Source organism: Paenibacillus sp. FSL R5-0636, from assembly GCF_037974255.1.
Lineage (GTDB): Bacteria > Bacillota > Bacilli > Paenibacillales > Paenibacillaceae > Paenibacillus_AQ > Paenibacillus_AQ odorifer.
The window spans coordinates 6,388,039-6,413,215 of record NZ_CP150232.1; the positions used below are offsets into that span (position 1 = coordinate 6,388,039).

39 protein-coding genes and 1 rRNA gene are annotated in these 25,177 nt (G+C 45.1%); 2 read left to right on the forward strand and 38 right to left on the reverse strand.

Annotated features, from left to right (window positions below; all coding sequences use genetic code 11):
- Positions 1-22 precede the first annotated feature (22 nt).
- The 3 genes from MKX34_RS29235 to MKX34_RS29245 all read right to left on the reverse strand — a co-directional run bounded on the left by MKX34_RS29235 (position 23) and on the right by MKX34_RS29245 (position 3,035).
- Positions 23-1,580, reverse strand: a 16S ribosomal RNA gene (locus MKX34_RS29235).
- Positions 1,581-1,940: 360 nt separating this feature from the next.
- The gene (locus MKX34_RS29240) at positions 1,941-2,171 is read right to left on the reverse strand and encodes a hypothetical protein (protein ID WP_036680631.1); all 231 of its coding nucleotides are present in this window, start codon (positions 2,169-2,171) and stop codon (positions 1,941-1,943) included.
- Positions 2,172-2,423: 252 nt separating this feature from the next.
- On the reverse strand, positions 2,424-3,035 hold the full coding sequence (locus MKX34_RS29245) for a stage II sporulation protein M (RefSeq protein WP_076296940.1): 612 nt from the start codon (positions 3,033-3,035) through the stop codon (positions 2,424-2,426).
- Positions 3,036-3,143: 108 nt separating this feature from the next.
- Here MKX34_RS29245 and pdaB point away from each other — a divergent pair, with 108 nt between their 5' ends.
- The gene (gene pdaB, locus MKX34_RS29250; protein WP_036680629.1) at positions 3,144-3,947 is read left to right on the forward strand and encodes a polysaccharide deacetylase family sporulation protein PdaB; all 804 of its coding nucleotides are present in this window, start codon (positions 3,144-3,146) and stop codon (positions 3,945-3,947) included.
- Between the two features lie 50 nt (positions 3,948-3,997).
- Here the strand turns inward: pdaB and MKX34_RS29255 are convergent, their stop codons facing one another.
- Positions 3,998-4,819 (reverse strand): PPK2 family polyphosphate kinase, encoded by an 822-nt coding sequence (locus MKX34_RS29255; protein WP_052097348.1) that lies wholly within the window; start codon positions 4,817-4,819, stop codon positions 3,998-4,000.
- A 243-nt stretch (positions 4,820-5,062) separates the two neighbouring features.
- The gene (locus MKX34_RS29260) at positions 5,063-5,653 is read right to left on the reverse strand and encodes a KinB-signaling pathway activation protein (RefSeq protein WP_076296942.1); all 591 of its coding nucleotides are present in this window, start codon (positions 5,651-5,653) and stop codon (positions 5,063-5,065) included.
- A 130-nt stretch (positions 5,654-5,783) separates the two neighbouring features.
- Here MKX34_RS29260 and gerD point away from each other — a divergent pair, with 130 nt between their 5' ends.
- Positions 5,784-6,470 carry a spore germination lipoprotein GerD gene (gerD, locus tag MKX34_RS29265; protein WP_036680627.1) on the forward strand — a complete coding sequence of 229 codons (687 nt, stop codon included), beginning with the start codon at positions 5,784-5,786 and terminating at the stop codon, positions 6,468-6,470.
- Positions 6,471-6,529: 59 nt separating this feature from the next.
- On the opposite strand, the gene MKX34_RS29270 is transcribed toward gerD, so the two are convergent.
- From MKX34_RS29270 to rpsS, 33 genes are all read right to left on the reverse strand, one after another.
- A complete protein-coding gene (locus MKX34_RS29270; protein WP_076296939.1) occupies positions 6,530-7,639 on the reverse strand; it encodes an Mrp/NBP35 family ATP-binding protein in 1,110 nt (369 codons plus the stop codon).
- A gap of 90 nt (positions 7,640-7,729) precedes the next feature.
- Positions 7,730-8,470: an N-acetylmuramoyl-L-alanine amidase CwlD gene (gene cwlD, locus MKX34_RS29275; RefSeq protein ID WP_038573445.1), complete on the reverse strand. Its 741-nt coding sequence runs from the start codon at positions 8,468-8,470 to the stop codon at positions 7,730-7,732.
- 78 nt (positions 8,471-8,548) lie between these two features.
- On the reverse strand, positions 8,549-9,718 hold the full coding sequence (sat, locus tag MKX34_RS29280) for a sulfate adenylyltransferase (protein ID WP_076296938.1): 1,170 nt from the start codon (positions 9,716-9,718) through the stop codon (positions 8,549-8,551).
- Between the two features lie 37 nt (positions 9,719-9,755).
- Entirely contained in the window at positions 9,756-10,448 is a 693-nt protein-coding gene (locus MKX34_RS29285; RefSeq protein ID WP_036680616.1) for a phosphoadenylyl-sulfate reductase, read from the reverse strand.
- Positions 10,449-10,676: 228 nt separating this feature from the next.
- Complete coding sequence (rpsI, locus tag MKX34_RS29290) at positions 10,677-11,069, reverse strand: 30S ribosomal protein S9 (RefSeq protein WP_025706574.1); 393 nt, start codon at positions 11,067-11,069, stop codon at positions 10,677-10,679.
- A 20-nt stretch (positions 11,070-11,089) separates the two neighbouring features.
- Positions 11,090-11,527, reverse strand: coding sequence for a 50S ribosomal protein L13 (gene rplM / locus MKX34_RS29295; RefSeq protein WP_036680589.1), 438 nt, complete (start codon positions 11,525-11,527; stop codon positions 11,090-11,092).
- A gap of 229 nt (positions 11,528-11,756) precedes the next feature.
- Positions 11,757-12,539, reverse strand: a complete 783-nt coding sequence (gene truA, locus MKX34_RS29300) for a tRNA pseudouridine(38-40) synthase TruA (RefSeq protein WP_036680587.1) — start codon at positions 12,537-12,539, stop codon at positions 11,757-11,759.
- A gap of 317 nt (positions 12,540-12,856) precedes the next feature.
- Positions 12,857-13,222 carry a 50S ribosomal protein L17 gene (gene rplQ / locus MKX34_RS29305; RefSeq protein ID WP_019908254.1) on the reverse strand — a complete coding sequence of 122 codons (366 nt, stop codon included), beginning with the start codon at positions 13,220-13,222 and terminating at the stop codon, positions 12,857-12,859.
- Between the two features lie 34 nt (positions 13,223-13,256).
- On the reverse strand, positions 13,257-14,201 hold the full coding sequence (locus tag MKX34_RS29310; protein ID WP_036680585.1) for a DNA-directed RNA polymerase subunit alpha: 945 nt from the start codon (positions 14,199-14,201) through the stop codon (positions 13,257-13,259).
- Positions 14,202-14,331: 130 nt separating this feature from the next.
- Positions 14,332-14,727, reverse strand: coding sequence for a 30S ribosomal protein S11 (gene rpsK, locus MKX34_RS29315; RefSeq protein ID WP_019908251.1), 396 nt, complete (start codon positions 14,725-14,727; stop codon positions 14,332-14,334).
- Between the two features lie 19 nt (positions 14,728-14,746).
- Complete coding sequence (rpsM, locus tag MKX34_RS29320; protein WP_036680583.1) at positions 14,747-15,115, reverse strand: 30S ribosomal protein S13; 369 nt, start codon at positions 15,113-15,115, stop codon at positions 14,747-14,749.
- A gap of 19 nt (positions 15,116-15,134) precedes the next feature.
- A complete protein-coding gene (gene rpmJ / locus MKX34_RS29325) occupies positions 15,135-15,248 on the reverse strand; it encodes a 50S ribosomal protein L36 (RefSeq protein ID WP_003322638.1) in 114 nt (37 codons plus the stop codon).
- A gap of 53 nt (positions 15,249-15,301) precedes the next feature.
- On the reverse strand, positions 15,302-15,517 hold the full coding sequence (gene infA, locus MKX34_RS29330) for a translation initiation factor IF-1 (RefSeq protein WP_036652996.1): 216 nt from the start codon (positions 15,515-15,517) through the stop codon (positions 15,302-15,304).
- Positions 15,518-15,519: 2 nt separating this feature from the next.
- Positions 15,520-15,828, reverse strand: coding sequence for a KOW domain-containing RNA-binding protein (locus tag MKX34_RS29335; protein ID WP_036680581.1), 309 nt, complete (start codon positions 15,826-15,828; stop codon positions 15,520-15,522).
- A gap of 11 nt (positions 15,829-15,839) precedes the next feature.
- On the reverse strand, positions 15,840-16,592 hold the full coding sequence (gene map, locus MKX34_RS29340; protein WP_038573450.1) for a type I methionyl aminopeptidase: 753 nt from the start codon (positions 16,590-16,592) through the stop codon (positions 15,840-15,842).
- A 4-nt stretch (positions 16,593-16,596) separates the two neighbouring features.
- Entirely contained in the window at positions 16,597-17,241 is a 645-nt protein-coding gene (locus MKX34_RS29345) for an adenylate kinase (RefSeq protein WP_038573451.1), read from the reverse strand.
- 96 nt (positions 17,242-17,337) lie between these two features.
- A complete protein-coding gene (secY, locus tag MKX34_RS29350; protein WP_076105929.1) occupies positions 17,338-18,636 on the reverse strand; it encodes a preprotein translocase subunit SecY in 1,299 nt (432 codons plus the stop codon).
- A complete protein-coding gene (rplO, locus tag MKX34_RS29355; protein ID WP_036680569.1) occupies positions 18,636-19,076 on the reverse strand; it encodes a 50S ribosomal protein L15 in 441 nt (146 codons plus the stop codon). The genes secY and rplO overlap by 1 nt, the downstream gene beginning before the upstream one ends.
- 40 nt (positions 19,077-19,116) lie before the next feature.
- Positions 19,117-19,302, reverse strand: a complete 186-nt coding sequence (gene rpmD / locus MKX34_RS29360; protein ID WP_036680567.1) for a 50S ribosomal protein L30 — start codon at positions 19,300-19,302, stop codon at positions 19,117-19,119.
- Between the two features lie 14 nt (positions 19,303-19,316).
- Entirely contained in the window at positions 19,317-19,814 is a 498-nt protein-coding gene (rpsE, locus tag MKX34_RS29365; protein ID WP_036652980.1) for a 30S ribosomal protein S5, read from the reverse strand.
- 27 nt (positions 19,815-19,841) lie between these two features.
- The gene (gene rplR / locus MKX34_RS29370) at positions 19,842-20,210 is read right to left on the reverse strand and encodes a 50S ribosomal protein L18 (protein ID WP_036680564.1); all 369 of its coding nucleotides are present in this window, start codon (positions 20,208-20,210) and stop codon (positions 19,842-19,844) included.
- Between the two features lie 84 nt (positions 20,211-20,294).
- Positions 20,295-20,837, reverse strand: a complete 543-nt coding sequence (gene rplF / locus MKX34_RS29375; RefSeq protein ID WP_036680562.1) for a 50S ribosomal protein L6 — start codon at positions 20,835-20,837, stop codon at positions 20,295-20,297.
- Positions 20,838-20,867: 30 nt separating this feature from the next.
- The gene (gene rpsH, locus MKX34_RS29380) at positions 20,868-21,266 is read right to left on the reverse strand and encodes a 30S ribosomal protein S8 (protein ID WP_036680560.1); all 399 of its coding nucleotides are present in this window, start codon (positions 21,264-21,266) and stop codon (positions 20,868-20,870) included.
- Between the two features lie 32 nt (positions 21,267-21,298).
- Positions 21,299-21,484 carry a type Z 30S ribosomal protein S14 gene (locus MKX34_RS29385; RefSeq protein ID WP_013312154.1) on the reverse strand — a complete coding sequence of 62 codons (186 nt, stop codon included), beginning with the start codon at positions 21,482-21,484 and terminating at the stop codon, positions 21,299-21,301.
- A 49-nt stretch (positions 21,485-21,533) separates the two neighbouring features.
- Positions 21,534-22,076 (reverse strand): 50S ribosomal protein L5, encoded by a 543-nt coding sequence (gene rplE / locus MKX34_RS29390; protein ID WP_036680558.1) that lies wholly within the window; start codon positions 22,074-22,076, stop codon positions 21,534-21,536.
- A 31-nt stretch (positions 22,077-22,107) separates the two neighbouring features.
- On the reverse strand, positions 22,108-22,461 hold the full coding sequence (gene rplX, locus MKX34_RS29395; protein ID WP_076099615.1) for a 50S ribosomal protein L24: 354 nt from the start codon (positions 22,459-22,461) through the stop codon (positions 22,108-22,110).
- 48 nt (positions 22,462-22,509) lie between these two features.
- Positions 22,510-22,878, reverse strand: a complete 369-nt coding sequence (gene rplN, locus MKX34_RS29400; RefSeq protein WP_036680556.1) for a 50S ribosomal protein L14 — start codon at positions 22,876-22,878, stop codon at positions 22,510-22,512.
- Between the two features lie 38 nt (positions 22,879-22,916).
- Positions 22,917-23,183, reverse strand: a complete 267-nt coding sequence (gene rpsQ, locus MKX34_RS29405; protein ID WP_036680554.1) for a 30S ribosomal protein S17 — start codon at positions 23,181-23,183, stop codon at positions 22,917-22,919.
- 43 nt (positions 23,184-23,226) lie between these two features.
- A complete protein-coding gene (rpmC, locus tag MKX34_RS29410; RefSeq protein ID WP_019908232.1) occupies positions 23,227-23,424 on the reverse strand; it encodes a 50S ribosomal protein L29 in 198 nt (65 codons plus the stop codon).
- Complete coding sequence (rplP, locus tag MKX34_RS29415; protein WP_036680552.1) at positions 23,414-23,848, reverse strand: 50S ribosomal protein L16; 435 nt, start codon at positions 23,846-23,848, stop codon at positions 23,414-23,416. The genes rpmC and rplP overlap by 11 nt, the downstream gene beginning before the upstream one ends.
- A gap of 2 nt (positions 23,849-23,850) precedes the next feature.
- A complete protein-coding gene (gene rpsC / locus MKX34_RS29420) occupies positions 23,851-24,516 on the reverse strand; it encodes a 30S ribosomal protein S3 (protein ID WP_038573452.1) in 666 nt (221 codons plus the stop codon).
- 13 nt (positions 24,517-24,529) lie between these two features.
- Complete coding sequence (rplV, locus tag MKX34_RS29425; protein WP_036680546.1) at positions 24,530-24,862, reverse strand: 50S ribosomal protein L22; 333 nt, start codon at positions 24,860-24,862, stop codon at positions 24,530-24,532.
- 33 nt (positions 24,863-24,895) lie between these two features.
- On the reverse strand, positions 24,896-25,174 hold the full coding sequence (rpsS, locus tag MKX34_RS29430) for a 30S ribosomal protein S19 (protein ID WP_036652940.1): 279 nt from the start codon (positions 25,172-25,174) through the stop codon (positions 24,896-24,898).
- Between the last annotated feature and the right edge of the window lie 3 nt (positions 25,175-25,177).

Here is a 25,177-nt window from a genome sequence, read left to right on the forward strand (position 1 = left end):
TGCAGAAGACGATTCTCCATAGAAAGGAGGTGATCCAGCCGCACCTTCCGATACGGCTACCTTGTTACGACTTCACCCCAATCATCTACCCCACCTTCGGCGGCTGGCTCCCTTGCGGGTTACCCCACCGACTTCGGGTGTTGTAAACTCTCGTGGTGTGACGGGCGGTGTGTACAAGACCCGGGAACGTATTCACCGCGGCATGCTGATCCGCGATTACTAGCAATTCCGACTTCATGCAGGCGAGTTGCAGCCTGCAATCCGAACTGAGACCGGCTTTGATGGGATTGGCTCCACCTCGCGGCTTCGCTTCCCGTTGTACCGGCCATTGTAGTACGTGTGTAGCCCAGGTCATAAGGGGCATGATGATTTGACGTCATCCCCACCTTCCTCCGGTTTGTCACCGGCAGTCACTCTAGAGTGCCCAGCATTACCTGCTGGCAACTAAAGTTAAGGGTTGCGCTCGTTGCGGGACTTAACCCAACATCTCACGACACGAGCTGACGACAACCATGCACCACCTGTCTCCTCTGTCCCGAAGGCCGCTGCTATCTCTAGCAGATTCAGAGGGATGTCAAGACCTGGTAAGGTTCTTCGCGTTGCTTCGAATTAAACCACATACTCCACTGCTTGTGCGGGTCCCCGTCAATTCCTTTGAGTTTCAGTCTTGCGACCGTACTCCCCAGGCGGAGTGCTTACTGTGTTAACTTCGGCACCAAGGGTATCGAAACCCCTAACACCTAGCACTCATCGTTTACGGCGTGGACTACCAGGGTATCTAATCCTGTTTGCTCCCCACGCTTTCGCGCCTCAGCGTCAGTTACAGCCCAGAAAGTCGCCTTCGCCACTGGTGTTCCTCCACATATCTACGCATTTCACCGCTACACGTGGAATTCCACTTTCCTCTTCTGTACTCAAGCCACCCAGTTTCCAGTGCGACCTCAGGTTGAGCCCAAGGTTTAAACACCAGACTTAAATAGCCGCCTGCGCGCGCTTTACGCCCAATAATTCCGGACAACGCTTGCCCCCTACGTATTACCGCGGCTGCTGGCACGTAGTTAGCCGGGGCTTTCTTCTCAGGTACCGTCACTCCGGTAGCAGTTACTCTACCGGACGTTCTTCCCTGGCAACAGAGCTTTACGATCCGAAAACCTTCATCACTCACGCGGCGTTGCTCCGTCAGGCTTTCGCCCATTGCGGAAGATTCCCTACTGCTGCCTCCCGTAGGAGTCTGGGCCGTGTCTCAGTCCCAGTGTGGCCGTTCACCCTCTCAGGTCGGCTACGCATCGTCGCCTTGGTGGGCCGTTACCCCACCAACTAGCTAATGCGCCGCAGGCCCATCCCTCAGTGACAGATTGCTCCGTCTTTCATTCTTCTCTCAGGAGAAAAAAGAAATTATCCGGTATTAGCTACCGTTTCCGGTAGTTATCCCAGTCTGAAGGGCAGGTTGCCTACGTGTTACTCACCCGTCCGCCGCTAAGTTATTTTGAAAGCAAGCTTTCAAAATAACTCCGCTCGACTTGCATGTATTAGGCACGCCGCCAGCGTTCGTCCTGAGCCAGGATCAAACTCTCCAATTAGTATTGAAAAGAGCGAAATGCTCATTTTGAAACATCTGACGAGAAAATTAATTCTCTAATTTTGGACCTCACTTGCGTGATTTCCTACTCACTCGTTGTTCAGTTTTCAAAGATCAATGTCTCTCATTTCGTCGTCGTTGTTTATCAGCGGCGACCTTTATAATATATCACAGTGTTAAGCTGTTTGGCAAGTCTTTTTTTTGAAAAATCTTTTTTTTCAATTTTTCTTGCCTTCCGCTTCCCTTTTACACAAGCAAAAGGAGCGCGAGATATAATTTATCATGAGCACTCCTTTTTAGTCAAGCTATTTTATTAAATAATCTGAAAACTTTATAAAACTGTAGCAATTCTCGTATATCTTCAGTGTTTATACTGAGAAGAACGTCCACCCCATGCATACTTGGAAAGCTCTTTCTGAGGAGCGAAGCGAGCATACATCCGGAATACAGTCTTATATCTATTAGCGATGGCGTGCCTGATATTTTGGTCCAAGCGCTGATCACTCAAATCTAACAGCATCTCATCTAGTTCTTTTCTCAAAACATAATCCAGTTCCTTGCATTCCTTTTCGTTAAACAACATTCCCAACATATGCTTGGCCTCCTTCATGAAGTTGCAATTAACACCTTCTCTAAACCCCCAAAACCTTTTTGCATAATCAGTAAGTACATCTCATGGAGAAAGCTGCCTTAAGATCCTCTTACACTAGATTAACCGGAGTCCTCTTTTTATAACCATAATTATTAAAAATTCCCTTTATGGTTTCGTGTCGATTATATACTCCTTACCTTTAGGCAATCCTTGGATGAACGCCCTTAATGTTATGCTCTATTCCCGGAAGTTTTATGATAAAAGTGAAAAAGTAATTGTACTTTCAATAATGGCTGCAACAAATAACAGGATTACAGTCCATATGGAAGCCGTAAGTGTTTGACGCATGAAAGCAGACCAGTCTGCGCTTCTCTCCTCTTTTCTATCTGTAGATCGAAATAAACTTGAAATCACTTTCCCGCCATAATGCAGTCCAAAGGCACACGCGATAATGATTGCCGGAATCTCTATAATCCCGTGTGGCAGTAATCCTTTTACGATTAAATCGAACAAATCCTGTCCTTGCAGTGCGGATAAATGTATCAAGTAGCCAATTACCGCTCCGTTTATAAATAAGAATATAGCTGGCAATATGCCGAACAACGCTCCCAGGAAAATAATAACCACGCCCTTGATGGCGTTATTCAGAAATATAAATACAAAGAAGTTCCATTGCGGATTAGAGGTGTCTCTTAAGTTTCCGCTGATCTCACTTAGCCCTTCCAATTGCTGAACCAATAGTTTTTCCAGACTACTTGTGGCTACCCAGCCAACAACCGCTCCTATTACGAAGAGCAGACAGGACAGCAGCAAAGCCTTGCGGATCGATTTAATATCTTTAACAAACGTGAAGAACGACAACATAAATACCTCCTGAAATTGTGATCTCTGTTTCTTAGGTCATAACCGTGCGGTACGAGCATACATTTAGAACAAACAAGCATTTCGCATGGGAGAGGAGCGCTGTCATTAATGAATTCTTTTTATGTATTCAGCGGCAAAAAGATCAAAAGGTTCATCTATATCTTCGCCGCTGTGCTTCTTGCTGCTGGAGTTGTCTATGTCGAGAGGGGTAATATCACCGTTTTTTCTGAGGCTGGACCTTCTGCCATTTACAGTGTGCCAACAGAGAAGAAGCTGATTGCCCTAACCTTCGATATTAGCTGGGGGGAAAAGAGACCCGAACCAATTTTGAAGGTACTTGAAGACAAGAAAGTGGACAAAGCCACCTTCTTCCTATCGTCACCATGGAGTAAGACTCACCCCGATATTGTAACAAGCATCAAAAACGCAGGATTCGAAATTGGCAGTCATGGCCATAAACACGTCAATTACAGCACTCTAAGTAACGAAGAGATTCGCACTCAGATCACAACAGCTCACACTGTGCTTACAGAATTAACCGGTAAAGAACCCAATCTAATTCGTATGCCTAATGGTGATTTTGACAAAAGAGTTCTGCAAGTGGCCAATGATCTTGGTTACAAAGTCATCCAGTGGGACACAGACTCTCTAGACTGGAAGAACATAGGTGTAGACAATATTGTGAAGCGTGTAACGACTAAAGCACATCCTGGTGATATCGTTCTACTGCATGCCAGCGATTCCTGCAAACAAACTCACGAAGCTCTTCCGCAAATTATCGATGAGCTCCGCAGACAAGGTTATGAATTCGTTACCGTCTCTGAGCTGATCAGCCAAAGCAACGCAGAGGGTAAAGAGGTTCGTGACTCGGCCTCACTAAATAGTGCCTTAGAGGATGCTGCTGGGCTGTAACGCTCCTCCCAATCTTAGGTACCGCAATAGATGTTGGTCTTATCCAAATATTAATGACGCGGGGAAATGAGCTCCGATATGTCGGGTGTGGGGGTATTCAGCTTCGGATAGCTCAGATCCAGACTCTCCAGTGTCTTTACAACGATGGATAAGGCCAAATAGTTGCGGTACCATTGATGATTGGCTGGTATCCAGTACCAGGGTGCTTTATCAATACTAGACTCCTTAAAAACATCTACATATGCCTCTTGGTAATCATCCCAAAACTCCCGCTCCTGTAGATCACTTGCGTCGAATTTCCAGTGTTTTTTGGGATCTTCAAGCCGTTCTTTGATTTTCTTAAGCTGCTTTTCTTTTGAAATATGCAGAAAAAGCTTGATAATTGTCGTTCCCTCTTCCACCAGCATCTCCTCAAACTGCCGTATGTAACGAAAGCGGCGCTTCAAGTCATCCTTTTTCAGTCCCCCATGTACCCGCGGTACCAATACATCTTCATAGTGTGAGCGGTTAAATGCAGAGATGTAGCCTTTAGGGGGTGTCTTTTGATGCACTCTCCATAAGAAATCGTGAGCTTCTTCCTCCAGAGAAGGTTTCTTGAAGCTGGTCACTATAAAGCCTTGTGGATTGATCCCTGAAAAAATGTGTTTAACCGTTCCATCCTTACCGCTGGAATCCATCCCTTGCAGAATTACTAGCAGTGAATGCTTTTTCTGTGCAAAAAGAATATCTTGAAGTTCTGCCAACCGTTCCTTTAACTGCTCTGTTTTGGCTTCTGCTTCTTTTTTTGATTTAAAATTACCTGTATCGTCCGGGTCCAGCTTGTTAAGCTGGATTTCATTTGTGTCTTTTATCATATAGCGCTTGATGTCCATATATTCCCCTCCTGAAAGTTTTGTGAGCGATGCTACGCTTTGTATTACTACGTACAAAACTCGCTTCGGAAGCATCTACTTAGTTTTGTGAGCGTTGCTACACACAAAGAATCCGCTCTATTGTTCTTTAAGATTAACCTCCTCCAGCGGATTTTAATCGTTAGGATACATTCTAGAGCAAAAAACCCCGTCTTCTGAAGGCCAGAGCACGGGGTTCATGATTTGCTGAATTCGCCCCAGCCTTTATCCGGCTGCCGGCTTGAGAATACGGTGAAGCATCAAAATTTGGAATGCATTACAGGCGATAAGCGGAACAACAATAAACACTGTCGCACTATCAACACCTATACGGAGCACGCCGATAATTTCCACAATTGAAATAGCTGTCATAAAAAAGAGGGTTGGAATCCAAGCTGAGATGTTTGTACTTTTCACTTTGAAATAAGACACAATAATGGCAGCTAACAAAATAAAGATTCCTAATATTAGATCAGACAAGACACTTCTTTCCCCGCCAACGACGGTACGCAAAAAAATCAGTTCAAGCAATGCGAGCACAGAAAGCACCAGTTGTATGTATTTCCAAATTTTTGGTGGGAAAACACCATTGCCCATGTAATTCAAAATTAGATAAGCAAAAAAACCAAGTTGCGCATAAACACTGACAAGCATACCGTAGCCGAATAGTATCAGCGGGTATAAAAAGAAATCAGCGACACTTTTGAAATCAATTCGACCGTTCACGAATTGCAGTGCCAGACCTGCGATTACTGCTCCGCCCGCTCCTATTAGAAGGGTTGTCCAAAATAAATAAAACCATTTTTTTATAGTCAGCCACTTCACCTCCCCTATGTCAGATTTATTTTACCAAGGATACCGACAAAACACCATTAATCAGCAACATAAATGTGTGTTAATGCGGCATAATACAACTGGAGAATCCTAATAAAGGAGGGCAGCGCCAATGAAATGGAGATTTATCGGATCTGTGGGTTTGGCTTTAAGCTTTGTTATGGCCTTAACGGCTTGCGGAAGTGAGCAGAGCAGTTCTTCTTCTGGTCAGGGCAGTTATAAAGAAATGAAGACCATGGTTATTGATATATTAAAAAGTGAAGATGGAAAAAAAGCAGTTGAGGAATCATTATCAAATTCCAGTTCTGGAGGCACCAGCGGAATGAGTATGAAAATGATGCCACTTCAAACAACAGAGGATATAAAAACCGCTGTTAAAGATACCCTCACTGCACCGGAATATCAAAAGGAAATCGAGAAAATTATGACTGATCCCAAGTTTGCAGGCGATTTTGCTAAAGCCATTCAATCACAAAGCAAAGAATTGCACCTGCAACTAATTAAAGATCCCACATATCAAAAATCCGTCGAAGAAATCATGAAGTCTCCAGAAATGATGACCATGTTTCTTAATCTAACCAAAACACCTGACTACCGAAAGCAATCCATGAAGACCATCCAGGAATCTATGCAGACTCCATTATTCCGGATGGAGGTATTGAATTTACTTAAAAAGGTCGTTCAGGACGAGCTCGAACCAAAGGAACAGAAAAAGGGCGGCGAAAGCGGCGATAAACAGGAAGGCAGCGGCAGCGGTGGTGAAAGTGGCAGCGGTAGCGGCGATGATTCAAGCACATAACAAAAAAGAGGCCTTATCCCACCTAACAAAGTGGGATGGCCTCTTTTTATGCACAATAATTAGTGCTCATATTTCGCAATCAGCTTATCGGCGATATCAGCAAACAACAAGGCAGTTGGTGTGTCTTCCTTGTATACAGAAGGTGAGAAATCCGGTTCAGAAATATGGTTGTCCGGTGCGCCCAATGGAACTTGTGCAAGCAGCTCCGTATGGAGTGTCTCTGCAAGCCGCGCGCCTCCACCTCTGCCAAAAATATAATCTTTTTTACCGCAGTCTTTACACTCATAATAAGCCATGTTCTCAATGACTCCAATAATCTCATGTTCTGTCTGCAGAGCCATAGAGCCCGCTCTAGCCGCCACAAACGCTGCGGTAGCATGAGGGGTCGTAACAATAATCTCTTTGCTGTGAGGGAGCATCTGATGTACGTCAAGCGCCACATCACCTGTACCTGGAGGAAGATCAAGCAGCATATAATCAAGTTCTCCCCAGCCCACATCACCAAAGAATTGGCGCAGCATTTTGCCAAGCATAGGTCCCCGCCAAATTACCGGACTATTCTCACGGATAAAGAAGCCCATAGACATGACCTTCACTCCGAAACGTTCCACAGGCATAATGATTCCCTCTTCTACAACGGGGCCCTCTTCGATTCCCATCATATCAGGGATGCTAAACCCATAAATGTCCGCATCAATCAATCCAACCTTTTTACCTTTTCTAGCCAGAGCTACTGCCAAATTCACAGTAACCGTAGACTTTCCAACCCCGCCTTTACCACTGGCAATGGCGATAAAGTTAACACCAGAGTTCTCATTGATTAATTCATGATCGTCAAGGCCTGCTGCATGTCCCTTAAGTTTCCCCGGTTCATCAGCCAATGGCTCTTCCCCAGCACTCTCTCCGCGAAGCAGAGCACGTTCATAATCGGTTGCATCACGCAGCCGGATATGTACATTAGTGACTCCACCCGCTTCAAGCAACTCACGAACCTGTTGTTCTAGGTCCATGCGACTTTGCTCTTCAGGATCCAGACATACGATTGACAAAGAAATACGATCTTCTTTAATCATAATGTCACGGATCAGCTGTAGTTCCACAAGGCTTTTTCCGGTTTCCGGGTCTGTTAATGACTGCAGTATTTCCTGGATATGTTCCCTAGTCAGCATGGAAAGCACCTCTGTTTCCTTTCCGGAGGAGAATTCTTCCGGAGTTTTTGTCTATTATAGCATTACCCATCTCCTGATGAGTAGTCCCGGCTACTCGGAAGCATAACGAAGAATGCCACGATATATACTAGTCGCTACCTTGCGTTGATAAACATCATCTCCGAGCAGAACTGATTCCTGAGGGTGCGACAAGAAACCGACCTCTACAAGGATCGCAGGTATTTTTAATGCTTTTAATAGATAAACAGTATTTACAGTCTTAGCTACACGATCAGTATTTTCCAGGGTAGTCTTCAGCTCACTCTGTACAAACTCTGCTATAGCTTTATTATCCTTGTGATTGGGATAGTAAAAGGTCTGCGCCCCGCTCCACCGGTTCGAAGGCACACTGTTCATATGAACGCTTATAAAAAGATCTGCGCCCTTCTCTTCAATGCTTCTTACTCTTTGCTTAAGATCTTCAGTCTTGCGCTTAGAATAGCCCTTAGTGCCCTCCTGAGCTAAATCATAATCCCCTTCACGGGTCATCACAACAATAGCCCCTGCCTGTTGCAGGTAATCACGTAAATAAAGAGAGACCGCAAGATTAATGTCTTTCTCAATTAGCCCTTCCCGGCTAACTGCCCCTCCATCTGCTCCCCCATGTCCAGCGTCAATAGCGATCACTTTACCAGACAAAGGCAGACTCCAATAATTTAACGTTTTGGCAGTAGGCATGTCATACGCTATAATGCCGATCATTATAGCCAGCAGTGTCGCGCCCAGCATACATTTTTTGATACTGCTCCATGAGATCCAGACCGAGACTTTACTGTGTTTTCGGCCAGACATAACAAAGACCCCCTCGTCCCGATAGATAATACTCATCTATATGGGACAAGAAGGCCAAATAGTACTAGCTAACGATGATTAAGCTGTTACTTCTTGAGTCATGCCTTCAATTAGAATCTGCGCAACCTCAGGTCGCGTAAATTCAGGAGGTGGACATTGACCCTCCCGAAGCAAAGCCCGTACCTTTGTACCCGACAAAATCATATGATCGTCGCCAGGATGCGGGCAGGTTTTACTGGAAGCCATATTTCCGCATTTTTTACAGAAGAAGCTGTGTTCAAAAAATAATGGAGTAATATCAAGTTCCTCAGCGGTAAAATTCGCGAAAATTTCTTGTGCTTCATAAGTTCCGTAGTAATCGCCTACGCCCGCATGGTCACGTCCGACAATAAAATGGGTGCAGCCGTAATTTTTGCGAACCATAGCATGAAAAATCGCTTCTCTCGGACCTGCATAACGCATGGCTGCCGGGAAAACACCTAGAAAGGTACGATCCTCAGGATAATAATTCTCCAAAAGCGCCAGGTAGCTCTTCATTCGTACATTTGCCGGTACATCATCAGACTTCGTCTCACCCACAAGCGGGTTTAAGAACAGAGCGTCTACAACCTCCATAGCGCACTTCTGAATATATTCATGTGCACGATGAACTGGGTTACGCGTCTGGAAGCCTACAACTGTTCTCCAGCCTTTGTCTGCAAATATCTTACGTGTAGCTGAAGGGTCAAAATAAAATTCTCCGAACTTTTCTGGCTGTGGTCTATTCAGCACTGTAATTGGTCCTCCTACATAGGTAGCCGGGCGGGCCAACAGCTTACTTACTCCTGGATGTTCAGGGTCTGTTGTTTTGAATACATTTTGCGCTTCAAGGTTTTGATCAACCGTATAAATACTCTCAATATCCAATAAACCGTAGATCTCGCCATCCTCTTCACCGATTAGAGATACTTTGTCTCCAATAGCTAAACCAGAGACCACATCCTCTTCTACAGCAAGTGTTATTGGAATGCTCCACACTGTGCCATCTTCTAAACGCATGTTTTTGACTACGGAGTGATAATCTTGTTCATTCAAAAATCCAGTTAGTGGAGAAAATGCACCTACCGCTATTAGATCCAAATCAGATAAAGTCCAGGTGTTCACGGCAATCGCCTTATATTCACGTGCAAGCTGCAGCAATTCTTCTCTTTCTGTACCCTCTACTACACGGTTAACTAATGTTCCGCCATGCGGACGTATTGAAGTCATTATCGTCTCTCCTTCTGGGTTCTCACGGGGATAGGTCTTACTTGTGTAATCCGCACTCAGTCTTCTCTGATCCAGCCCAACGTCCAGCACGCGGATCTTCACCAGGCATAACCTGACGTGTACATTGCTCACAGCCAATACTTGGATAGTTACGGTCATGTAGAGGGTTATAAATTACATCATTTTCACGAATATAGTTCCATACATCCTCAGTTGTCCAATCCGCAATTGGATTAAACTTAACCAAACCAAATTTATAATCATACTCAACCTTTTTGGCATTAGCACGGGTAGGCGCTTGGTCACGACGAATGCCTGTAATCCAAGCTTCATATTGAGATAGGATACGAGTCAGCGGCTCTACTTTACGAATCCCACAACATTGGTTAGGATCTACTGTCCATAACGCATCACCGTGTTGAAGTGCTTGCTCCTGCGGAGTGATTTGTGGAGACACTCGTACGAACTCCAGCCCGTATTTATCCGCCATCAAATCTCTGGTCTCATAGGTTTCCTTAAAATGATAATCTGTATCGAGATAAAAGACGTCTGTAGACGGACTAACTTTGTGAAGCATATCAACTAGCACTACATCTTCGGCACCAAAGCTGCAGGCAAAAGTAATGTTAGGAAATGTTTCTACAGCCCAGCGGATAATTTCCTCGGGTGAAGCAGTTTCTAATTCTTCGGCCTTAACTTTGATTAAATCCTCTTTCTCGAGCAGGTTCATTAAGGTATTCCTCCATCCAAAATATTAATCGTATGAATAAATGAGGTAAAAGAAGTAATAAAACCAACTAATTCTATATGAAATAGTATATAACTTTTACTGAGGAAGTCAATGCGTTTCAACCGTTAGAATTAGTAAATAGATGCAAAAAAAGCCCATTTCTTGTGGAAAGGGGCAATAAAAAATAAAACCCTCGGCCATAAGGCCAAGGGTTGAATTCTGTAGATATTAACGTTTCGAGAACTGAGGCGCACGACGTGCAGCCTTCAAGCCGTATTTCTTACGTTCCTTCATACGTGGGTCACGAGTCAGGAAGCCGGCTTTCTTCAATGCACCGCGATATTCAGGGTCAACTTTAAGCAATGCACGGGAGATACCGTGACGAATTGCTCCAGCTTGACCGGAAATGCCGCCACCATGTGCAAGAACGATTACATCGTAGTTGCCCAGTGTTTCAGTCAGGTTCAAAGGTTGTTTTACGATCATTTTCAGTGTTTCCACACCGAAATATTCGTCCATCTCACGTTTGTTAATGACAATGCGTCCTTCACCCGGTACAAGGCGAACACGTGCTACCGAATGTTTACGACGACCTGTCCCATAGTATTGTACTTGTGCCATGAAACTGTCCTCCTCTATTCTTATCCGCGAAGTTCGTAAACTTCAGGTTTTTGTGCTGCATGTGGATGCTCGGCGCCTGCATATACTTTCAATCTCAGCTTCATGTGGTCCCCTTGACGAGTCTTAGGAATCATACCATGAACCGCGAATTCAATTACGCGTTCTGGTTTAGTATTCAGCAGAGTTTCAGCATTAGTAACTTTCAAACCACCTGGGTGCATCGAGTGACGGTAGTATTTTTTGTTTTGCAATTTCTTACCGGTCAAGTGAATTTTCTCAGCGTTGATTACGATAACGAAATCTCCTGTATCAACGTGTGGAGTGAATTGCGGTTTGTGTTTGCCACGGATCAAAGCAGCGGCTTCGCTGGCCAAACGACCGAGTGTTTTGCCTTCGGCATCAATAATGTGCCAATTGCGTTCAACTTCGTTCGGCTTCGCCATATAGGTGGTACGCATGAATGTTTCCTCCTTGTTCTCGTACGAAAATCTTCTGTTTCGTATATCTTGTTTCTCATTGAATTACGATTATGTGAGTTAAGCAAAGCATTTTTTTGGCATTTTCCTGATCGGGGCTGTGGGATAGCCATCAAGAAAACACAACTTTTATATTACAGTATAAACATAACAAGTGCAAGTGATTTTTAAACATTTAGCCTATTAATTAGGAAGAAATTTATAGAAAAAACTATTCACTTTCAATCTCGTCATATTCAACACTCCACAAAGCTAACCCCATGGCCACAGCTGTTGGACCAGCATGTGATCGATCACATGCTGCCAATATTTCAGCAACCTTATCAGCAGGTATTTTACCTTCCCCCACATGGATCAAAGTCCCCATAATAATGCGAACCATGTGCTGAAGAAATCCACTACCCGTTATATAAGTATGGATAACTCCTTGATCTGATGAAGAGGGTCGGCACATACTGCGATCAACTTCCATATGAGCTTCAAAGATCGTTCGTACATGAGAAGTCTTCGTAGACCGTCGTGATGCAAACGAAGTGAAGTCATGTGTCCCTATAATTTGCGTTAAGCCTTGCTGCATCGCAGGAATATCCAACTTCACTGGATGGTGAAGCTGCCAGCGCCGTTGAAACGGATCTGGAAACCTGTTGCCATTAATCGTGTATCGGTAAGTTTTACGCTTAGCCCCTCTACGAGAGTGAAACGTTAGCGGAACTTCCCTAGCCTCTGTAACCACGATGTCTTGTGGCAGCCGGGCATTAAGCGCTAGACACCAACGTTCAGTTGGGATTCGAGAGGAGGTTGTAAAGTTAAAAGGCTGGCCATAGGCATGTACTCCGGCATCTGTGCGGCCTGAAGCAGTAATCTTCAGCTTCTCACCAGTCAGATGGAGTATGGCTTGCTCCAGCCGATCCTGAATCGTATTGCCCTGAGGCTGGGTCTGAAAGCCATCATAATTCGTTCCGTCATAATTGACCTTCATCAATAGATTGCGCATTCCGTTCTCCTTTTTAAACCGGTCAGCAGAACGTCGATCGAAGCACTGTCTGATCTTCTATTTGAAGAAATGGCTTCGCCGTCCCTAGAAGGACGGCATCCATTTTTCATATATAGAACTACAAGTCCTATAGGATCCTTAATTTCAAAAAAAAGAGCCCCTGCGGGAGCTCCTTCAATTGAACCAAGGTGATTCCCACGGTTATTAGTACAGCAGAGTCTTGCGCCTCTGCAGCACAATAACGCTGATATTTCCCCCATCTTTACTCCAAAGAGGGCTGGATGAAAGGGAAGCATCGGAAATCAATACTTGTGATACTACGCGCGGTCTACCAATTCAAGATAAACCATAGGCGCAGCGTCGCCACGACGAGGTCCTAGTTTAAGGATACGAGTGTATCCACCTGGACGCTCAGTGTAACGAGGAGCAATGTCAGAGAACAATTTTTGAATTGCATCTTGTTCACCATCAACAGTCTCGCGGCGAACAAATGCAGCTACTTGACGACGAGCATGAAGATCACCTTTTTTAGCTTTAGTGATCAGCTTTTCAGCGATAGAACGAACTTCTTTCGCTTTAGCTTCCGTTGTTTGGATGCGCTCGTATAAAAACAGATCCGTTACCATGTCGCGAAATAACGCTTTACGCGCACTGGAATCACGGCCCAATTTTTGGTATGCCATTGTGTTTTCCCTCCTTTACTAAAGCAATCTGCAGCTATTCTTCTGTGCGGAGACCCAAACCAAGTTCCTCAAGCTTTTCCTGAACTTCTTCCAAAGATTTGCGACCAAGGTTACGCACCTTCATCATATCTTCTTCAGTCTTCGTGGTAAGCTCTTGTACGGTATTAATACCAGCACGTTTGAGGCAGTTGTAGGAACGAACAGAAAGATCAAGCTCTTCGATTGTCATCTCAAGTACTTTTTCTTTTTTGTCTTCTTCTTTTTCAACCATAATTTCGGCGTCTTTCGCTTCGTCCGTAAGACCTACGAACAGAACGAGGTGCTCGTTCAAAATTTTGGCTCCGAGGCTTACAGCCTCTTCCGGTCTGATACTTCCATCCGTCCAAATTTCAAGCGTCAATTTGTCGTAGTTGGTCACTTGACCAACACGTGTATTGTCTATGCCGTAGTTAACGCGTGAAATTGGAGTGTAGATGGAGTCAACTGGAATAACACCAATTGGCTGATCGTCACGTTTGTTCCGGTCCGCTTGGACATAGCCGCGACCACGGCCTGCAAAAATACGCATATGAAGTCTCGCACCAGGTCCCAGCGTTGCAATGTGAAGATCCGGATTGAGGATCTCAACATCGCTGTCCGCACGGATATCACCTGCGGTAACGATGCCTTCCCCTTCAGCATCAATCTCGAACACTTTTTCCTCGTCTGAATGAATCTTCAGAGACAAGGCTTTAAGGTTCAGAATGATTTCCGTCACATCTTCCATTACGCCTGGAACGGTCGAGAACTCATGCAGAACGCCGTCAATTTGGACCGAAGTCACTGCGGCTCCTGGAAGCGAAGAAAGCAATATCCGGCGAAGCGAGTTCCCCAGAGTCGTGCCATACCCACGTTCCAGCGGTTCAACTACGAATTTCCCATAGGTACCTTCATCATTAGCTTCTACGGTCTCAATCTTCGGCTTTTCGATTTCTATCACGAGTTTACCCCTCCTTCAACGTCGCTCCTATATGAAACTGTCACCCCATCAGGTGCATCATGTAGTATGCCTAAACACCTATTATTAGCAGATGCGTCAGAATTATACCACATTCACAATACTGATTTCACTATACGCGACGACGCTTAGGCGGACGGCATCCATTGTGAGGAACCGGAGTTACGTCTTTAATAAGGTTAACTTCAAGCCCTGCAGCTTGAAGGGAACGGATGGCTGCTTCGCGGCCCGCGCCCGGTCCTTTAACCATAACCTCAACCGACTTCATGCCGTGCTCCATAGCTGCTTTAGCTGCTGATTCAGCTGCCATTTGCGCTGCGAATGGAGTGGACTTACGGGAACCTTTAAATCCTTGGCCGCCGGAGCTTGCCCAGGAAATTGCATTTCCGTGAGGATCCGTGATGGTAACGATGGTGTTGTTGAACGTGGAACGAATATGTGCCACGCCGGATTCGATATTTTTACGGTCGCGACGTTTGGTACGTACGACTTTTTTCGGTTTAGCCATTGTCTCTTATCCCCCCTTATTATTTCTTTTTGTTTGCTACCGTACGACGCGGGCCTTTCCGGGTACGGGCATTCGTTTTAGTACGTTGACCGCGAACAGGCAATCCACGACGGTGGCGAACACCGCGGTAACAGCCGATCTCAGTAAGACGTTTAATATTTAAGGAAATTTCACGACGCAGGTCACCTTCAACCTTAACCGTTTTGTCGATCGTTTCACGCAGTTTGCTGACTTCATCTTCCGTCAAATCACGGACACGTGTATTAGCGCTAATGCCTGTTTCATTAAGAATTTTCTGAGAAGTCGTTTTACCGATTCCGAAAATATAAGTCAAGGCGATCTCAACGCGTTTGTCACGTGGCAAATCCACTCCAGCTATACGAGCCATTTTACGCTACACCCCCTTCTTAACCTTGTTTTTGTTTGTGTTTCGGATTTTCGCAAATCACCATAACAGTCCCTTTGCGGCGGATTACTTTACATTTCTCGCAAATGGGCTTTACAGAAGGTCTTACCTTCATGTTAATTACCTCCTCAAAGTTTTGCGAAGCAAAACTTTTTTCGTAGTTCCCATCTATTTACGGTAAGTTATACGACCTTTTGATAAATCATAAGGCGATAACTGCACGACCACTTTGTCTCCGGTCAAAATACGGATAAAGTGCATCCGCAATTTACCGGATACATGGGCAAGTATTTGATGACCGTTCTCAAGCTCAACCTTAAACGTTGCGTTTGGCAACGGTTCAAGGACAGTACCTTCTACTTCAATGACATCTTCCTTAGCCACAGTTAGTCTCCTTTCTCATCAGCACTTATTCCGGTGGGTCCAGCATACTTCATGACTGCGAATCGCAGCTTTCCGTTTGTTACCCGCCCAGTTTCCTTCAAACTGTCCACAACCTCACTGCTGATGAAGGGTATGAGCTCAAGATGAAGAATATTCTTCTTCTTTGGCCCATCAAACTTACGTTTGTCTCCATCTGCAATGTATACAAATCTGCTATCAACAACTGCGATAACAACGGCTGCCTCTCCGGCATCTTTGCCTTTGAGAATTCTCACTAATTGACCAACCTGCGGGCTGCTCACAGTATTCAAGAGGAGATCACCTACGCATTCAGTTTTGTGAAAATTTCCATGCCGTCCGGAGTAACTGCTACTGTATGCTCGAAGTGAGCACATAGTGAGCCATCAACCGTAACGACAGTCCAGTTATCTTCCAGTGTTCTGACATGTCTCTTTCCTGCGTTTACCATCGGCTCAATCGCGAGCACCATACCCGGTTTCAGACGTGGTCCGCGGTCCGCTATGCCATAATTCGGAATTTGCGGTTCTTCATGCAGTTTTGCCCCAATACCATGACCAACATACTCACGTACGACTGAGAAACCAGCCTCTTCGATGTACTGCTGAATAGCATGGGAGATTGTAAACAAGCGCACATCCGGCTTAACTAACGCCAGTCCCGCGTACAAGGAGCCTTCCGTAACGTCCAGCAAACGCTGAGCCTCTTCGGAAATGCTGCCCACACCGTAGGTCCAGGCGGAATCACCGTGATAACCGCGGTACTCTGCACCGATATCCAGCGTAACAATATCGCCTTCGATCAGTTTACGTTTACCTGGAAATCCATGCACCAATTGTTCGTTGACTGAAGCGCAAATGCTGGCAGGAAAACCGTTGTAGCCTTTGAAAGACGGCACAGCATCTTGACTGCGAATGTATTGATCGGCGATTCTGTCGAGCTCGCCCGTTGTAATGCCAGGCTCAATGGCCTGAGCAATAAGACGGTGACTCTCGGCAACAATTCGACCAGCTTCCCTCATAAAGGCAAGTTCCTGTTCGGATTTACAAATGATCATTACATTAACCCCGCATTAAAGACACGATTTCAGAAGTAACGACATTAATTTCGTTTTCCCCGTTTACCTGACGCAAAAGACCTTTATTATCATAAAACGCAAGCAGCGGCGCTGTTTTATTATCATACTCATCCAGGCGCTTGCCTACACTTTCTTCGTTGTCATCCGGACGTTGATATAATTCACCGCCATCAATGTCGCAAATGCCATCTTGCTTCGGCGGGTTGAAGATTAAATGGTAGGATGCTCCGCAAACGCTGCAGATACGACGTCCAGTAAGACGCGCCATTAGCAATCCACGGTCAACATTCAAGTTGATGACATGATCCAAAGAAGTGTTCAAACGGCTAAGAATATCATCCAGCGCTTCCGCTTGCGAAAGAGTTCTTGGAAAACCATCCAATAGAAATCCTTTTTCGCAATCGGACTGCTGCAGCCGTTCTTCGACTATCCCAATGGTCACATCATCTGGTACAAGCAAACCTTGATCTATAAATGATTTGGCCTTCAATCCTACCGGAGTTTCCTGTTTGATTGCCAAACGGAAAGCATCTCCTGTCGAAATATGAGGAATACCAAATTCTTTAACGATTTCTGCCGCTTGTGTTCCCTTGCCTGCCCCAGGAGGGCCCATGAATAAAATGTTCACGATTTCTCTCTCCCCCCAAAAGTTCGCCACCAAGCAAGAAACAGCATAATAGGTGCCGGGAAGAATAAAAACTTAAGCTTCACCGGAACCTATCACCTATTTATTGATGAAGCCTTTGTAATGGCGTTTGATCAAATGGCTCTCGATCTGCTTCATAGTATCCAATGCCACACCGATTACGATAAGCAGCGCAGTGCCACCAATTCGAACTTCTTTGGGCAATCCAGATATAGCACCGAAGAACATCGGTAGTACAGAGATCAAAGCTAGGAACAACGCGCCTGACATAGTCAAACGAGACATTACTCTAGTCAGATATTTCTCTGTAGCTTTACCAGGACGGATACCTGGGATGTAACCACCATTCTTCTTCATGTTATCGGCCATCTGTTGAGGATTCATCTGCACGAACGTATAGAAGAACGTGAACCCGATGATCATCACTACATACAGAAGCATACCAAGCGGAGCATCGGTTGCCAAATATTTGGTAATCCATTGTGCCCAGGCATGTGTTGACCAGAAACTGGAGAGAACAACTGGGAACTGAAGCAATGATACGGCGAAGATTACCGGAATTACACCTGCCGCATTAATTTTCAATGGGATATGTGTATTCTGTCCACCGTACATTTTATTGCCGACTACGCGTTTAGCGTATTGAACAGGAATCTTCCGAATACCTTGCTGTACGAAGATAACTGCTGTAATAATCGCTACAATCACAATCAGCACGATAACGACTTTAAGAATATTCAGGAACACCTGATCCGGCTGAATAAAACTTGAGTTAGCCGTACTTGTGATATACCCCGGAATGGCGGCGACGATTCCCGCAAAAATCAGGATCGAAATCCCGTTCCCGATTCCCTTTTCGGTAATCTGTTCACCAAGCCACATCAAGAAAGAAGTACCCGCCGTCAAGATAATGGCAACCAGCAAGTAATCAGCAAATGTCGCATTCGGCATCATTTGAGTTCCATAAATCCGGTTAAACCCTATCGACGTAGCAAAACCTTGGATCAGGGCTAATATCACTGTACCGTAACGAGTGATTTGCGCCAATTGTTTTTTCCCGTGCTCCCCTTGTTTAGCCCATTCAGCAAACTTAGGAACAACATCCATCGACAGCAATTGCACGATGATGGATGCTGTAATGTACGGGTAAATACTGATCGCAAATATCGAGAAGTTTTTGAGCGCTCCGCCCGAAAAGGTGTTCAAGAGTCCCATCAAAGCGTCACCGCTCTGATTTGCTGTTTGCAGTACATCTTTGTTCACACCAGGAACCGGAACAAACGAACCGATACGGTAGATAATCAGAATGAACAAGGTAAACAGGATCTTTTTGCGCAAATCTTCAACATGCCAGATATTCTTAAGCGTCTTGAACATTAGATCACCTCGGTTTTACCGCCGGCAGCCTCGATTTTCTCTACCGCAGATTGAGAGAACTTATTTGCTTGTACAGTCAATTTTACGGTCAACTCACCGTTGCCGAGAATCTTGATGCCGCTTTTGGAATTCTTGACAACACCAGTTTCAAGCAACAACTGCGGAGTCACTTCAGTTCCTTCTGCAAAGCTATTCAGATCTTCCAGGTTCACAATCGCATACTCTTTACGGGTAGGATTGACGAAACCACGTTTAGGCAGACGACGATAGAGCGGATTTTGTCCACCCTCGAAGCCCGGACGAACACCACCGCCAGAACGTGAGTTTTGACCTTTGTGACCGCGACCGGAAGTTTTACCATTTCCGCTACTAGGACCACGACCAACGCGATTGCGTTCTTTGCGGGAACCAGGAGCTGGAGCAAGTTCATGTAACTTCATCGTTTGCACCTCCTTATGTTTGTTAATTTATGCGAGGCGATTAGCCTTCAATTTCAGTTACAGATAGCAAGTGACTCACTTTATTGATCATTCCGCGAATTGCAGGACTGTCATTGTGAACCACTGTCGTGTTGAGTTTACGCAGGCCGAGCGTCTTAACAGTAACACGTTGTGTTTCTGGACGTCCGATTACACTACGTACGAGGGTAATTTGCAATTTTGCCATTGACGTTCCCCTCCTTAACCGCGCAATTCTTCGACAGATTTGCCGCGAAGTTTCGCGACCTCTTCAATGCGTTTCAGACGGGAAAGTCCCTCCAAAGTTGCATTGACCATGTTCATGGAATTCGAAGAACCCAGTGATTTTGTCAAAATGTCGCCAACGCCTGCCAATTCCAATACCGCACGAACTGGACCGCCAGCGATAACGCCAGTACCCTCTGATGCTGGTTTCAGCAACACGCGTCCTGCGCCGAAGTGTCCAGTAACGAGATGGGGAATCGAAGTTCCTACGATTGGGATGTGAATCAGGTTTTTCTTGGCGTCTTCAATGCCTTTACGGATGGCATCCGGAACTTCGCCGGCTTTACCGATACCAGCACCGACGTAGCCGTTGCCGTCGCCCACAACAACAAGTGCACTAAAGCTGAAACGGCGTCCGCCTTTTACAACTTTTGCAACACGGTTAATGTGTACAACTCTTTCTGTCAGTTCTAAACTGTTCGGATCTACACGCAAGTCGTTAACCTCCTTTTAAGAATTATTCTAGAATTCAAGACCAGCTTCACGAGCTGCATCAGCCAATGCTTGAATCCGTCCATGGTACAAGTAACCTCCGCGGTCGAATACGACCACTGCATATCCTTTTTCTTTGGCACGCTCAGCGACCAATTGGCCAACTTTCGCTGCAGCTTCAACGCTACCGCCATTACCGATGTTAGCGCTCAGATCTTTATCAAGTGTAGAAGCGGAAACGATAGTAACCCCTTTAACATCATCGATCAGTTGAGCGTAGATGTGTTTCGAAGAACGGAATACGTTCAAACGTGGACGCTCAGTAGTTCCCTGGATCTTCTTACGAACACGCAGGTGTCTTTTGAGACGAGCCTTGTTTTTATCTTCTTTTGTAATCATGACTTCCCTTTCACTCCCTTCAGTTTGCCGTAAACAGCTTCACTTTAAGATGCACGGGGTATCTTACAATTAAGTTTAAACTGGTTATTTCTTCTTACCAGCTTTACCTTCTTTGCGGATGATACGCTCGCCTTCATATTTGATACCTTTACCTTTATACGGTTCTGGTTCACGAACGGAACGGATTTTAGCAGCGTATGCGCCAACGCGTTCTTTATCGATACCTTTAACGATGATCTTCGTGTTCGCAGGAACTTCGAACTCGATACCAGCTTCCGGTGTAATTTCAACCGGGTGGGAATAACCAACGTTCAGAACGATTTTATCTCCGGATTTGCTTGCACGATATCCGACCCCAACCAGTTCCAGAGATTTCGAGAAACCTTCAGTCACACCTGCTACCATGTTGTTGACAACGGAGCGGGTTGTGCCGTGAAGTGAACGATGCAATTTGTTATCCGACGGGCGAACAACGGTAATTTCGTTATTTTCAACTGTAACCTTCATGTCTTTATGAAGCTCACGAGTCAAAGAACCTTTTGGACCTTTTACTGTAATAACGGCGTTGTCCAAAGTGACATCTACACCGCTAGGTACTGCGATTGGTTTGCGACCAATACGAGACATGTGTTGCACCTCCTTATCTTGTGACGTTTATTACCAAATGTAGCAGACAACTTCTCCGCCAGATTTTGATTGACGAGCTTCTTTGTCGGTCATAACTCCCTTAGATGTGGAGATAATCGCGATTCCTAGACCACCGAGTACACGAGGCACTTCATTGCTCTTCGTGTATACGCGAAGGCCTGGTTTACTGATTCTTTTCAAACCAGAAATAACACGCTCTTGGTTAGGGCCGTATTTCAAGAAGATACGGATAATCCCTTGTTTGCTATCTTCAACGAATTCCGCATCGCGGATGAAACCTTCACGCTTCAAAATGTCAGCGATTTGTTTCTTCATAGTAGAAGCAGGCATTTCTACCGTCTCGTGACGCACAATGTTAGCGTTACGAATACGAGTAAGCATATCTGCAATAGGATCAGACATAGTCATGTGTGTAAACCTCCTTCCCGTTTATAAACTTCTTACCAACTTGCTTTTTTCACGCCAGGGATCTGGCCTTTATAAGCTAATTCACGGAAACAAATTCTGCAAATTTTGAACTTTTGCAGTACCGAATGTGGACGACCACAACGTTCGCAACGTGTATATGCACGTACTTTAAACTTAGGCGTACGTTGTTGTTTAACTTTCATCGAAGTTTTTGCCACTTAGCCTGACACCTCCTAAACATTTTCGGAGAAAATGGATTAACCGACTTTATTTTGCGAAAGGCATTCCCAGCTGACCCAGCAGCTCGCGGGATTCCTCGTCCGTCTTAGCAGTCGTTACAATAACGATGTCCATACCGCGGACTTTATCCACTTTGTCATATTCGATCTCGGGGAAGATCAATTGTTCTTTAAGACCAAGTGTGTAGTTACCACGGCCGTCAAAGGCTTTAGTGGAAACACCACGGAAGTCACGTACACGTGGAAGTGTTACGTTGAACAATTTGTCCAAGAAGTAATACATACGCTCTCCGCGCAGTGTTACTTTAACCCCAATCGGCATATTTTCGCGTAGTTTGAAACCAGCGATGGATTTTTTAGCTTTAGTGATTACTGGTTTTTGACCAGCGATCAACTGCATGTCATTAACTGCAGCATCAAGTACTTTGGAGTTTTGAACAGCGTCACCCACACCCATGTTGATGACAACCTTCTCGATCTTAGGCACTTGCATAACAGTTGTATAGTTAAACTTCTGCATCAAAGCAGGTGTAATTTCGTTAAGAAAACGTTCTTTCATTCTTGCTGCCATGAAGATTTAACCTCCTTTCTTAAGGGCTAGATTAGTCGATAATCTCTCCGGATCTTTTAGCAATCCGAACTTTTTTACCATTGTCCAAAACTTTGTAACCGATACGGGTTACTTTGCCGGTCTTCGGATCGATGTGCATTACGTTGGACACATGAATCGAAGCTTCCTGCTCAATAATTCCACCCTGTGGATTCAGCTGGTTCGGCTTTTGGTGTTTTTTCACCATATTGACGCCTTCTACCAGAACGCGGTTTTCACGAGGATAAGCAGCGATGACACGGCCTTTTTTGCCTTTGTCTTTACCACTGATCACAAGCACCACGTCATCTTTCTTCACGTGCAGTTTATTGTTATGGGATTCCAGAACTTTTTTCACTCTAGGCATTTATTACACCTCCTATAACTAACCTTCAACTTATTGGTGCCGTGTTTATTAGATAACTTCCGGTGCCAAGGAAACGATCTTCATGTAGTCTTTATCGCGAAGTTCGCGAGCAACTGGTCCAAAGATACGTGTTCCACGAGGGCTTCTGTCGTCTTTAACAACAACAGCTGCGTTTTCGTCGAATGCGATGTAAGATCCATCTTTACGACGAACGGAACGTTTCGTACGAACAACTACCGCTCTAACAACATCACCTTTTTTGACAACGCCGCCTGGTGTTGCTTGTTTAACGGAACAAACGATCAAATCACCGATTGCTGCTGTACGGCGTCCAGTACCACCCAGTACGCGGATACACATCAGTTCCTTCGCACCAGAGTTGTCAGCCACATGCAAACGTGTAAATGGTTGAATCATTATAATTTCCTCCTTCCGGAAAAACTCTCTTGATTATCTTAGATGATAACCGCTGCTTCTACCACTTCAACTAGTCTCCAACGTTTGTCCTTAGACAACGGACGAGTTTCCATGAGTTTTACGGTATCGCCAATCTTTGCAACATTTCCCTCATCATGTGCTTTGAATTTCTTCGTAGACTTGATGCGTTTGTGGTACAAATTGTGTTTCTTATAGGTTTCAACAGCAACTACGATGGTTTTATCCATTTTATCACTGACCACTTTACCGATTAGCACTTTACGTGCATTACGTTCTTCACTCATTAGTTAGCCTCCTTCCTGAATACGGATCTGCGATCCGTCTCACTTAACTAATCCCAAGCACTCTTTGATGGATCACGGTTTTAGCACGAGCTATTTCCTTACGCACGTCACGAATCCGAGTTGGGTTGTCCAATTGGCCAGTTGCCAATTGAAAACGGAGATTAAAAAGTTCCTCTTTGAATCCAGCGATCTTTTGTTCAATCTCAGCAGTGGTTAAGTTGCGAAGTTCATTAGCTTTCATTTGCTTCACCACCCAATTCTTCACGTTTCACAAACTTAGTCTTTACAGGCAGCTTGTGAGCGGCAAGACGCATCGCTTCACGAGCGATTTCTTCCGACACGCCTCCGAGTTCGAACATAATCTTGCCCGGTTTAACTACGGCTACCCATTTCTCAACATTACCTTTACCACTACCCATACGAACCTCGAGAGGCTTTTGAGTAATAGGTTTATCTGGGAAAATCTTGATCCAAACTTGACCGCCACGTTTGATATAACGTGTCATCGCGATACGAGCAGCTTCGATCTGACGGTTAGTGATCCAAGACGGTTCAAGTGCAACCAGGCCGAATTCGCCGAAGTTCAATTCAGTACCGCCTTTTGCCATACCCTTCATGTGTCCGCGTTGTTGCTTGCGGTGTTTTACGCGTTTTGGTACCAACATGATTAGTTGCCTCCTTCCTGAGCAGCTTGTTTCTTAGCTGGGGGAAGAACTTCTCCACGGTAGATCCATACTTTTACGCCGATAAGACCGTAAGTTGTATGTGCTTCAGCCGTTCCGTAATCGATATCGGCACGAAGCGTATGAAGTGGAACTGTTCCTTCGCTATAACCTTCTGAACGAGCAATCTCAGCTCCGCCAAGACGTCCGCCCACTTGAGTTTTAATCCCTTTTGCGCCAGAACGCATAGTTCTTTGAATCGCTTGTTTGAGGGCACGACGGAACGATACACGACGTTCCAATTGTTGAGCAATGCTCTCAGCTACAAGAATTGCATCCAATTCAGGGTGCTTGATTTCATTGATGTTGATGTGTACTTTTTTTCCACCAGCGATTGCTGTAACTGCGCTGCGAAGTACTTCTACTTCTGCTCCGCCTTTACCAATAACCATACCTGGTTTAGCTGTATGAATTGTAACGTTCACGCGGCTAGCCGCTCTTTCGATCTCGATATGGGAAACAGCGGAATCCTTCAATTTGCCTTTAAGGTATTCCCGGATTTTGACGTCTTCCATCAGAAGAGTACCGAAATCTTTTCCTGCATACCATTTAGATTCCCAATCGCGAATAATACCGATTCGGAGTCCGATTGGATTTACCTTTTGACCCACGTGTTATCCCTCCTTATTTCTCAGATACCACCAGTGTAATGTGGCTCGTGCGTTTATTGATCCGACTTGCGCGGCCCATGGCGCGCGGACGGAAACGTTTCATAGTAGGTCCTTGGTTAACGAAAACCTCGCTAACGAACAAACTGTTCACGTCCAAAGAATAGTTATGCTCAGCATTCGCAATTGCCGAATTAAGCAACTTTTCAACGACCGGAGAAGCGGATTTCGGAGTGTGGCGAAGAATAGCAATTGCTTCCCCCACTTGCTTACCGCGAATCAAGTCAACAACCAGTTTCGCTTTACGAGCGGAAATTCGCACCGATCTTGCATGTGCTTTTGCTTCCATTGTTTAACCTCCTTTCAAACAGAGACCTTATTATTATCTTCTTGTTTTCTTATCGTCACCCGCGTGGCCTTTGTAAGTACGTGTTGGCGCGAACTCGCCCAACTTGTGACCTACCATATCTTCTGTTACGTATACAGGCACGTGTTTACGGCCGTCATATACACCAAACGTATGTCCGATAAACTGAGGGAAAATGGTTGAGCGACGGGACCAAGTTTTAACTACAACCTTTTTCTCAGCCTCGTTCAGTTCCTCAACTTTTTTAAGCAGGTAGCCATCGATAAACGGCCCCTTCTTTAAACTGCGACCCATGTG

Excerpts from the sequence above, each read along its gene's own strand:
- rplF (WP_036680562.1), bottom strand. The coding sequence starts at position 20,837 with ATGTCTCGTATTGGTCGCAAACCAATCGCAGTACCTAGCGGTGTAGAT.
- rpmJ (WP_003322638.1), bottom strand. The coding sequence starts at position 15,248 with ATGAAGGTAAGACCTTCTGTAAAGCCCATTTGCGAGAAATGTAAAGTA.
- MKX34_RS29255 (WP_052097348.1), bottom strand. The coding sequence starts at position 4,819 with ATGGACATCAAGCGCTATATGATAAAAGACACAAATGAAATCCAGCTT.
- rplO (WP_036680569.1), bottom strand. The coding sequence starts at position 19,076 with ATGAAGTTACATGAACTTGCTCCAGCTCCTGGTTCCCGCAAAGAACGC.
- rpmC (WP_019908232.1), bottom strand. The coding sequence starts at position 23,424 with ATGAAAGCTAATGAACTTCGCAACTTAACCACTGCTGAGATTGAACAA.
- MKX34_RS29240 (WP_036680631.1), bottom strand. The coding sequence starts at position 2,171 with ATGTTGGGAATGTTGTTTAACGAAAAGGAATGCAAGGAACTGGATTAT.
- rpsM (WP_036680583.1), bottom strand. The coding sequence starts at position 15,115 with ATGGCTCGTATAGCTGGAGTGGATTTGCCACGTGACAAACGCGTTGAG.
- rpsH (WP_036680560.1), bottom strand. The coding sequence starts at position 21,266 with ATGACTATGTCTGATCCTATTGCAGATATGCTTACTCGTATTCGTAAC.
- rplE (WP_036680558.1), bottom strand. The coding sequence starts at position 22,076 with ATGGCAGCAAGAATGAAAGAACGTTTTCTTAACGAAATTACACCTGCT.
- MKX34_RS29245 (WP_076296940.1), bottom strand. The coding sequence starts at position 3,035 with ATGTTGTCGTTCTTCACGTTTGTTAAAGATATTAAATCGATCCGCAAG.
- rplR (WP_036680564.1), bottom strand. The coding sequence starts at position 20,210 with ATGATTACAAAAGAAGATAAAAACAAGGCTCGTCTCAAAAGACACCTG.
- rplV (WP_036680546.1), bottom strand. The coding sequence starts at position 24,862 with ATGGAAGCAAAAGCACATGCAAGATCGGTGCGAATTTCCGCTCGTAAA.
- MKX34_RS29285 (WP_036680616.1), bottom strand. The coding sequence starts at position 10,448 with ATGAACCTGCTCGAGAAAGAGGATTTAATCAAAGTTAAGGCCGAAGAA.
- rpsQ (WP_036680554.1), bottom strand. The coding sequence starts at position 23,183 with ATGAGTGAAGAACGTAATGCACGTAAAGTGCTAATCGGTAAAGTGGTC.
- rpmD (WP_036680567.1), bottom strand. The coding sequence starts at position 19,302 with ATGGCAAAATTGCAAATTACCCTCGTACGTAGTGTAATCGGACGTCCA.
- cwlD (WP_038573445.1), bottom strand. The coding sequence starts at position 8,470 with ATGTCTGGCCGAAAACACAGTAAAGTCTCGGTCTGGATCTCATGGAGC.
- rplP (WP_036680552.1), bottom strand. The coding sequence starts at position 23,848 with ATGTTGGTACCAAAACGCGTAAAACACCGCAAGCAACAACGCGGACAC.
- rplQ (WP_019908254.1), bottom strand. The coding sequence starts at position 13,222 with ATGGCATACCAAAAATTGGGCCGTGATTCCAGTGCGCGTAAAGCGTTA.
- rplX (WP_076099615.1), bottom strand. The coding sequence starts at position 22,461 with ATGCCTAGAGTGAAAAAAGTTCTGGAATCCCATAACAATAAACTGCAC.
- pdaB (WP_036680629.1), top strand. The coding sequence starts at position 3,144 with ATGAATTCTTTTTATGTATTCAGCGGCAAAAAGATCAAAAGGTTCATC.
- sat (WP_076296938.1), bottom strand. The coding sequence starts at position 9,718 with ATGACTTCAATACGTCCGCATGGCGGAACATTAGTTAACCGTGTAGTA.
- rpsK (WP_019908251.1), bottom strand. The coding sequence starts at position 14,727 with ATGGCTAAACCGAAAAAAGTCGTACGTACCAAACGTCGCGACCGTAAA.
- rplM (WP_036680589.1), bottom strand. The coding sequence starts at position 11,527 with ATGCGTACCACCTATATGGCGAAGCCGAACGAAGTTGAACGCAATTGG.
- gerD (WP_036680627.1), top strand. The coding sequence starts at position 5,784 with ATGAAATGGAGATTTATCGGATCTGTGGGTTTGGCTTTAAGCTTTGTT.
- MKX34_RS29270 (WP_076296939.1), bottom strand. The coding sequence starts at position 7,639 with ATGCTGACTAGGGAACATATCCAGGAAATACTGCAGTCATTAACAGAC.
- rpsI (WP_025706574.1), bottom strand. The coding sequence starts at position 11,069 with ATGGCACAAGTACAATACTATGGGACAGGTCGTCGTAAACATTCGGTA.
- truA (WP_036680587.1), bottom strand. The coding sequence starts at position 12,539 with ATGCGCAATCTATTGATGAAGGTCAATTATGACGGAACGAATTATGAT.
- rplN (WP_036680556.1), bottom strand. The coding sequence starts at position 22,878 with ATGATTCAACCATTTACACGTTTGCATGTGGCTGACAACTCTGGTGCG.
- map (WP_038573450.1), bottom strand. The coding sequence starts at position 16,592 with ATGATCATTTGTAAATCCGAACAGGAACTTGCCTTTATGAGGGAAGCT.
- rpsS (WP_036652940.1), bottom strand. The coding sequence starts at position 25,174 with ATGGGTCGCAGTTTAAAGAAGGGGCCGTTTATCGATGGCTACCTGCTT.
- secY (WP_076105929.1), bottom strand. The coding sequence starts at position 18,636 with ATGTTCAAGACGCTTAAGAATATCTGGCATGTTGAAGATTTGCGCAAA.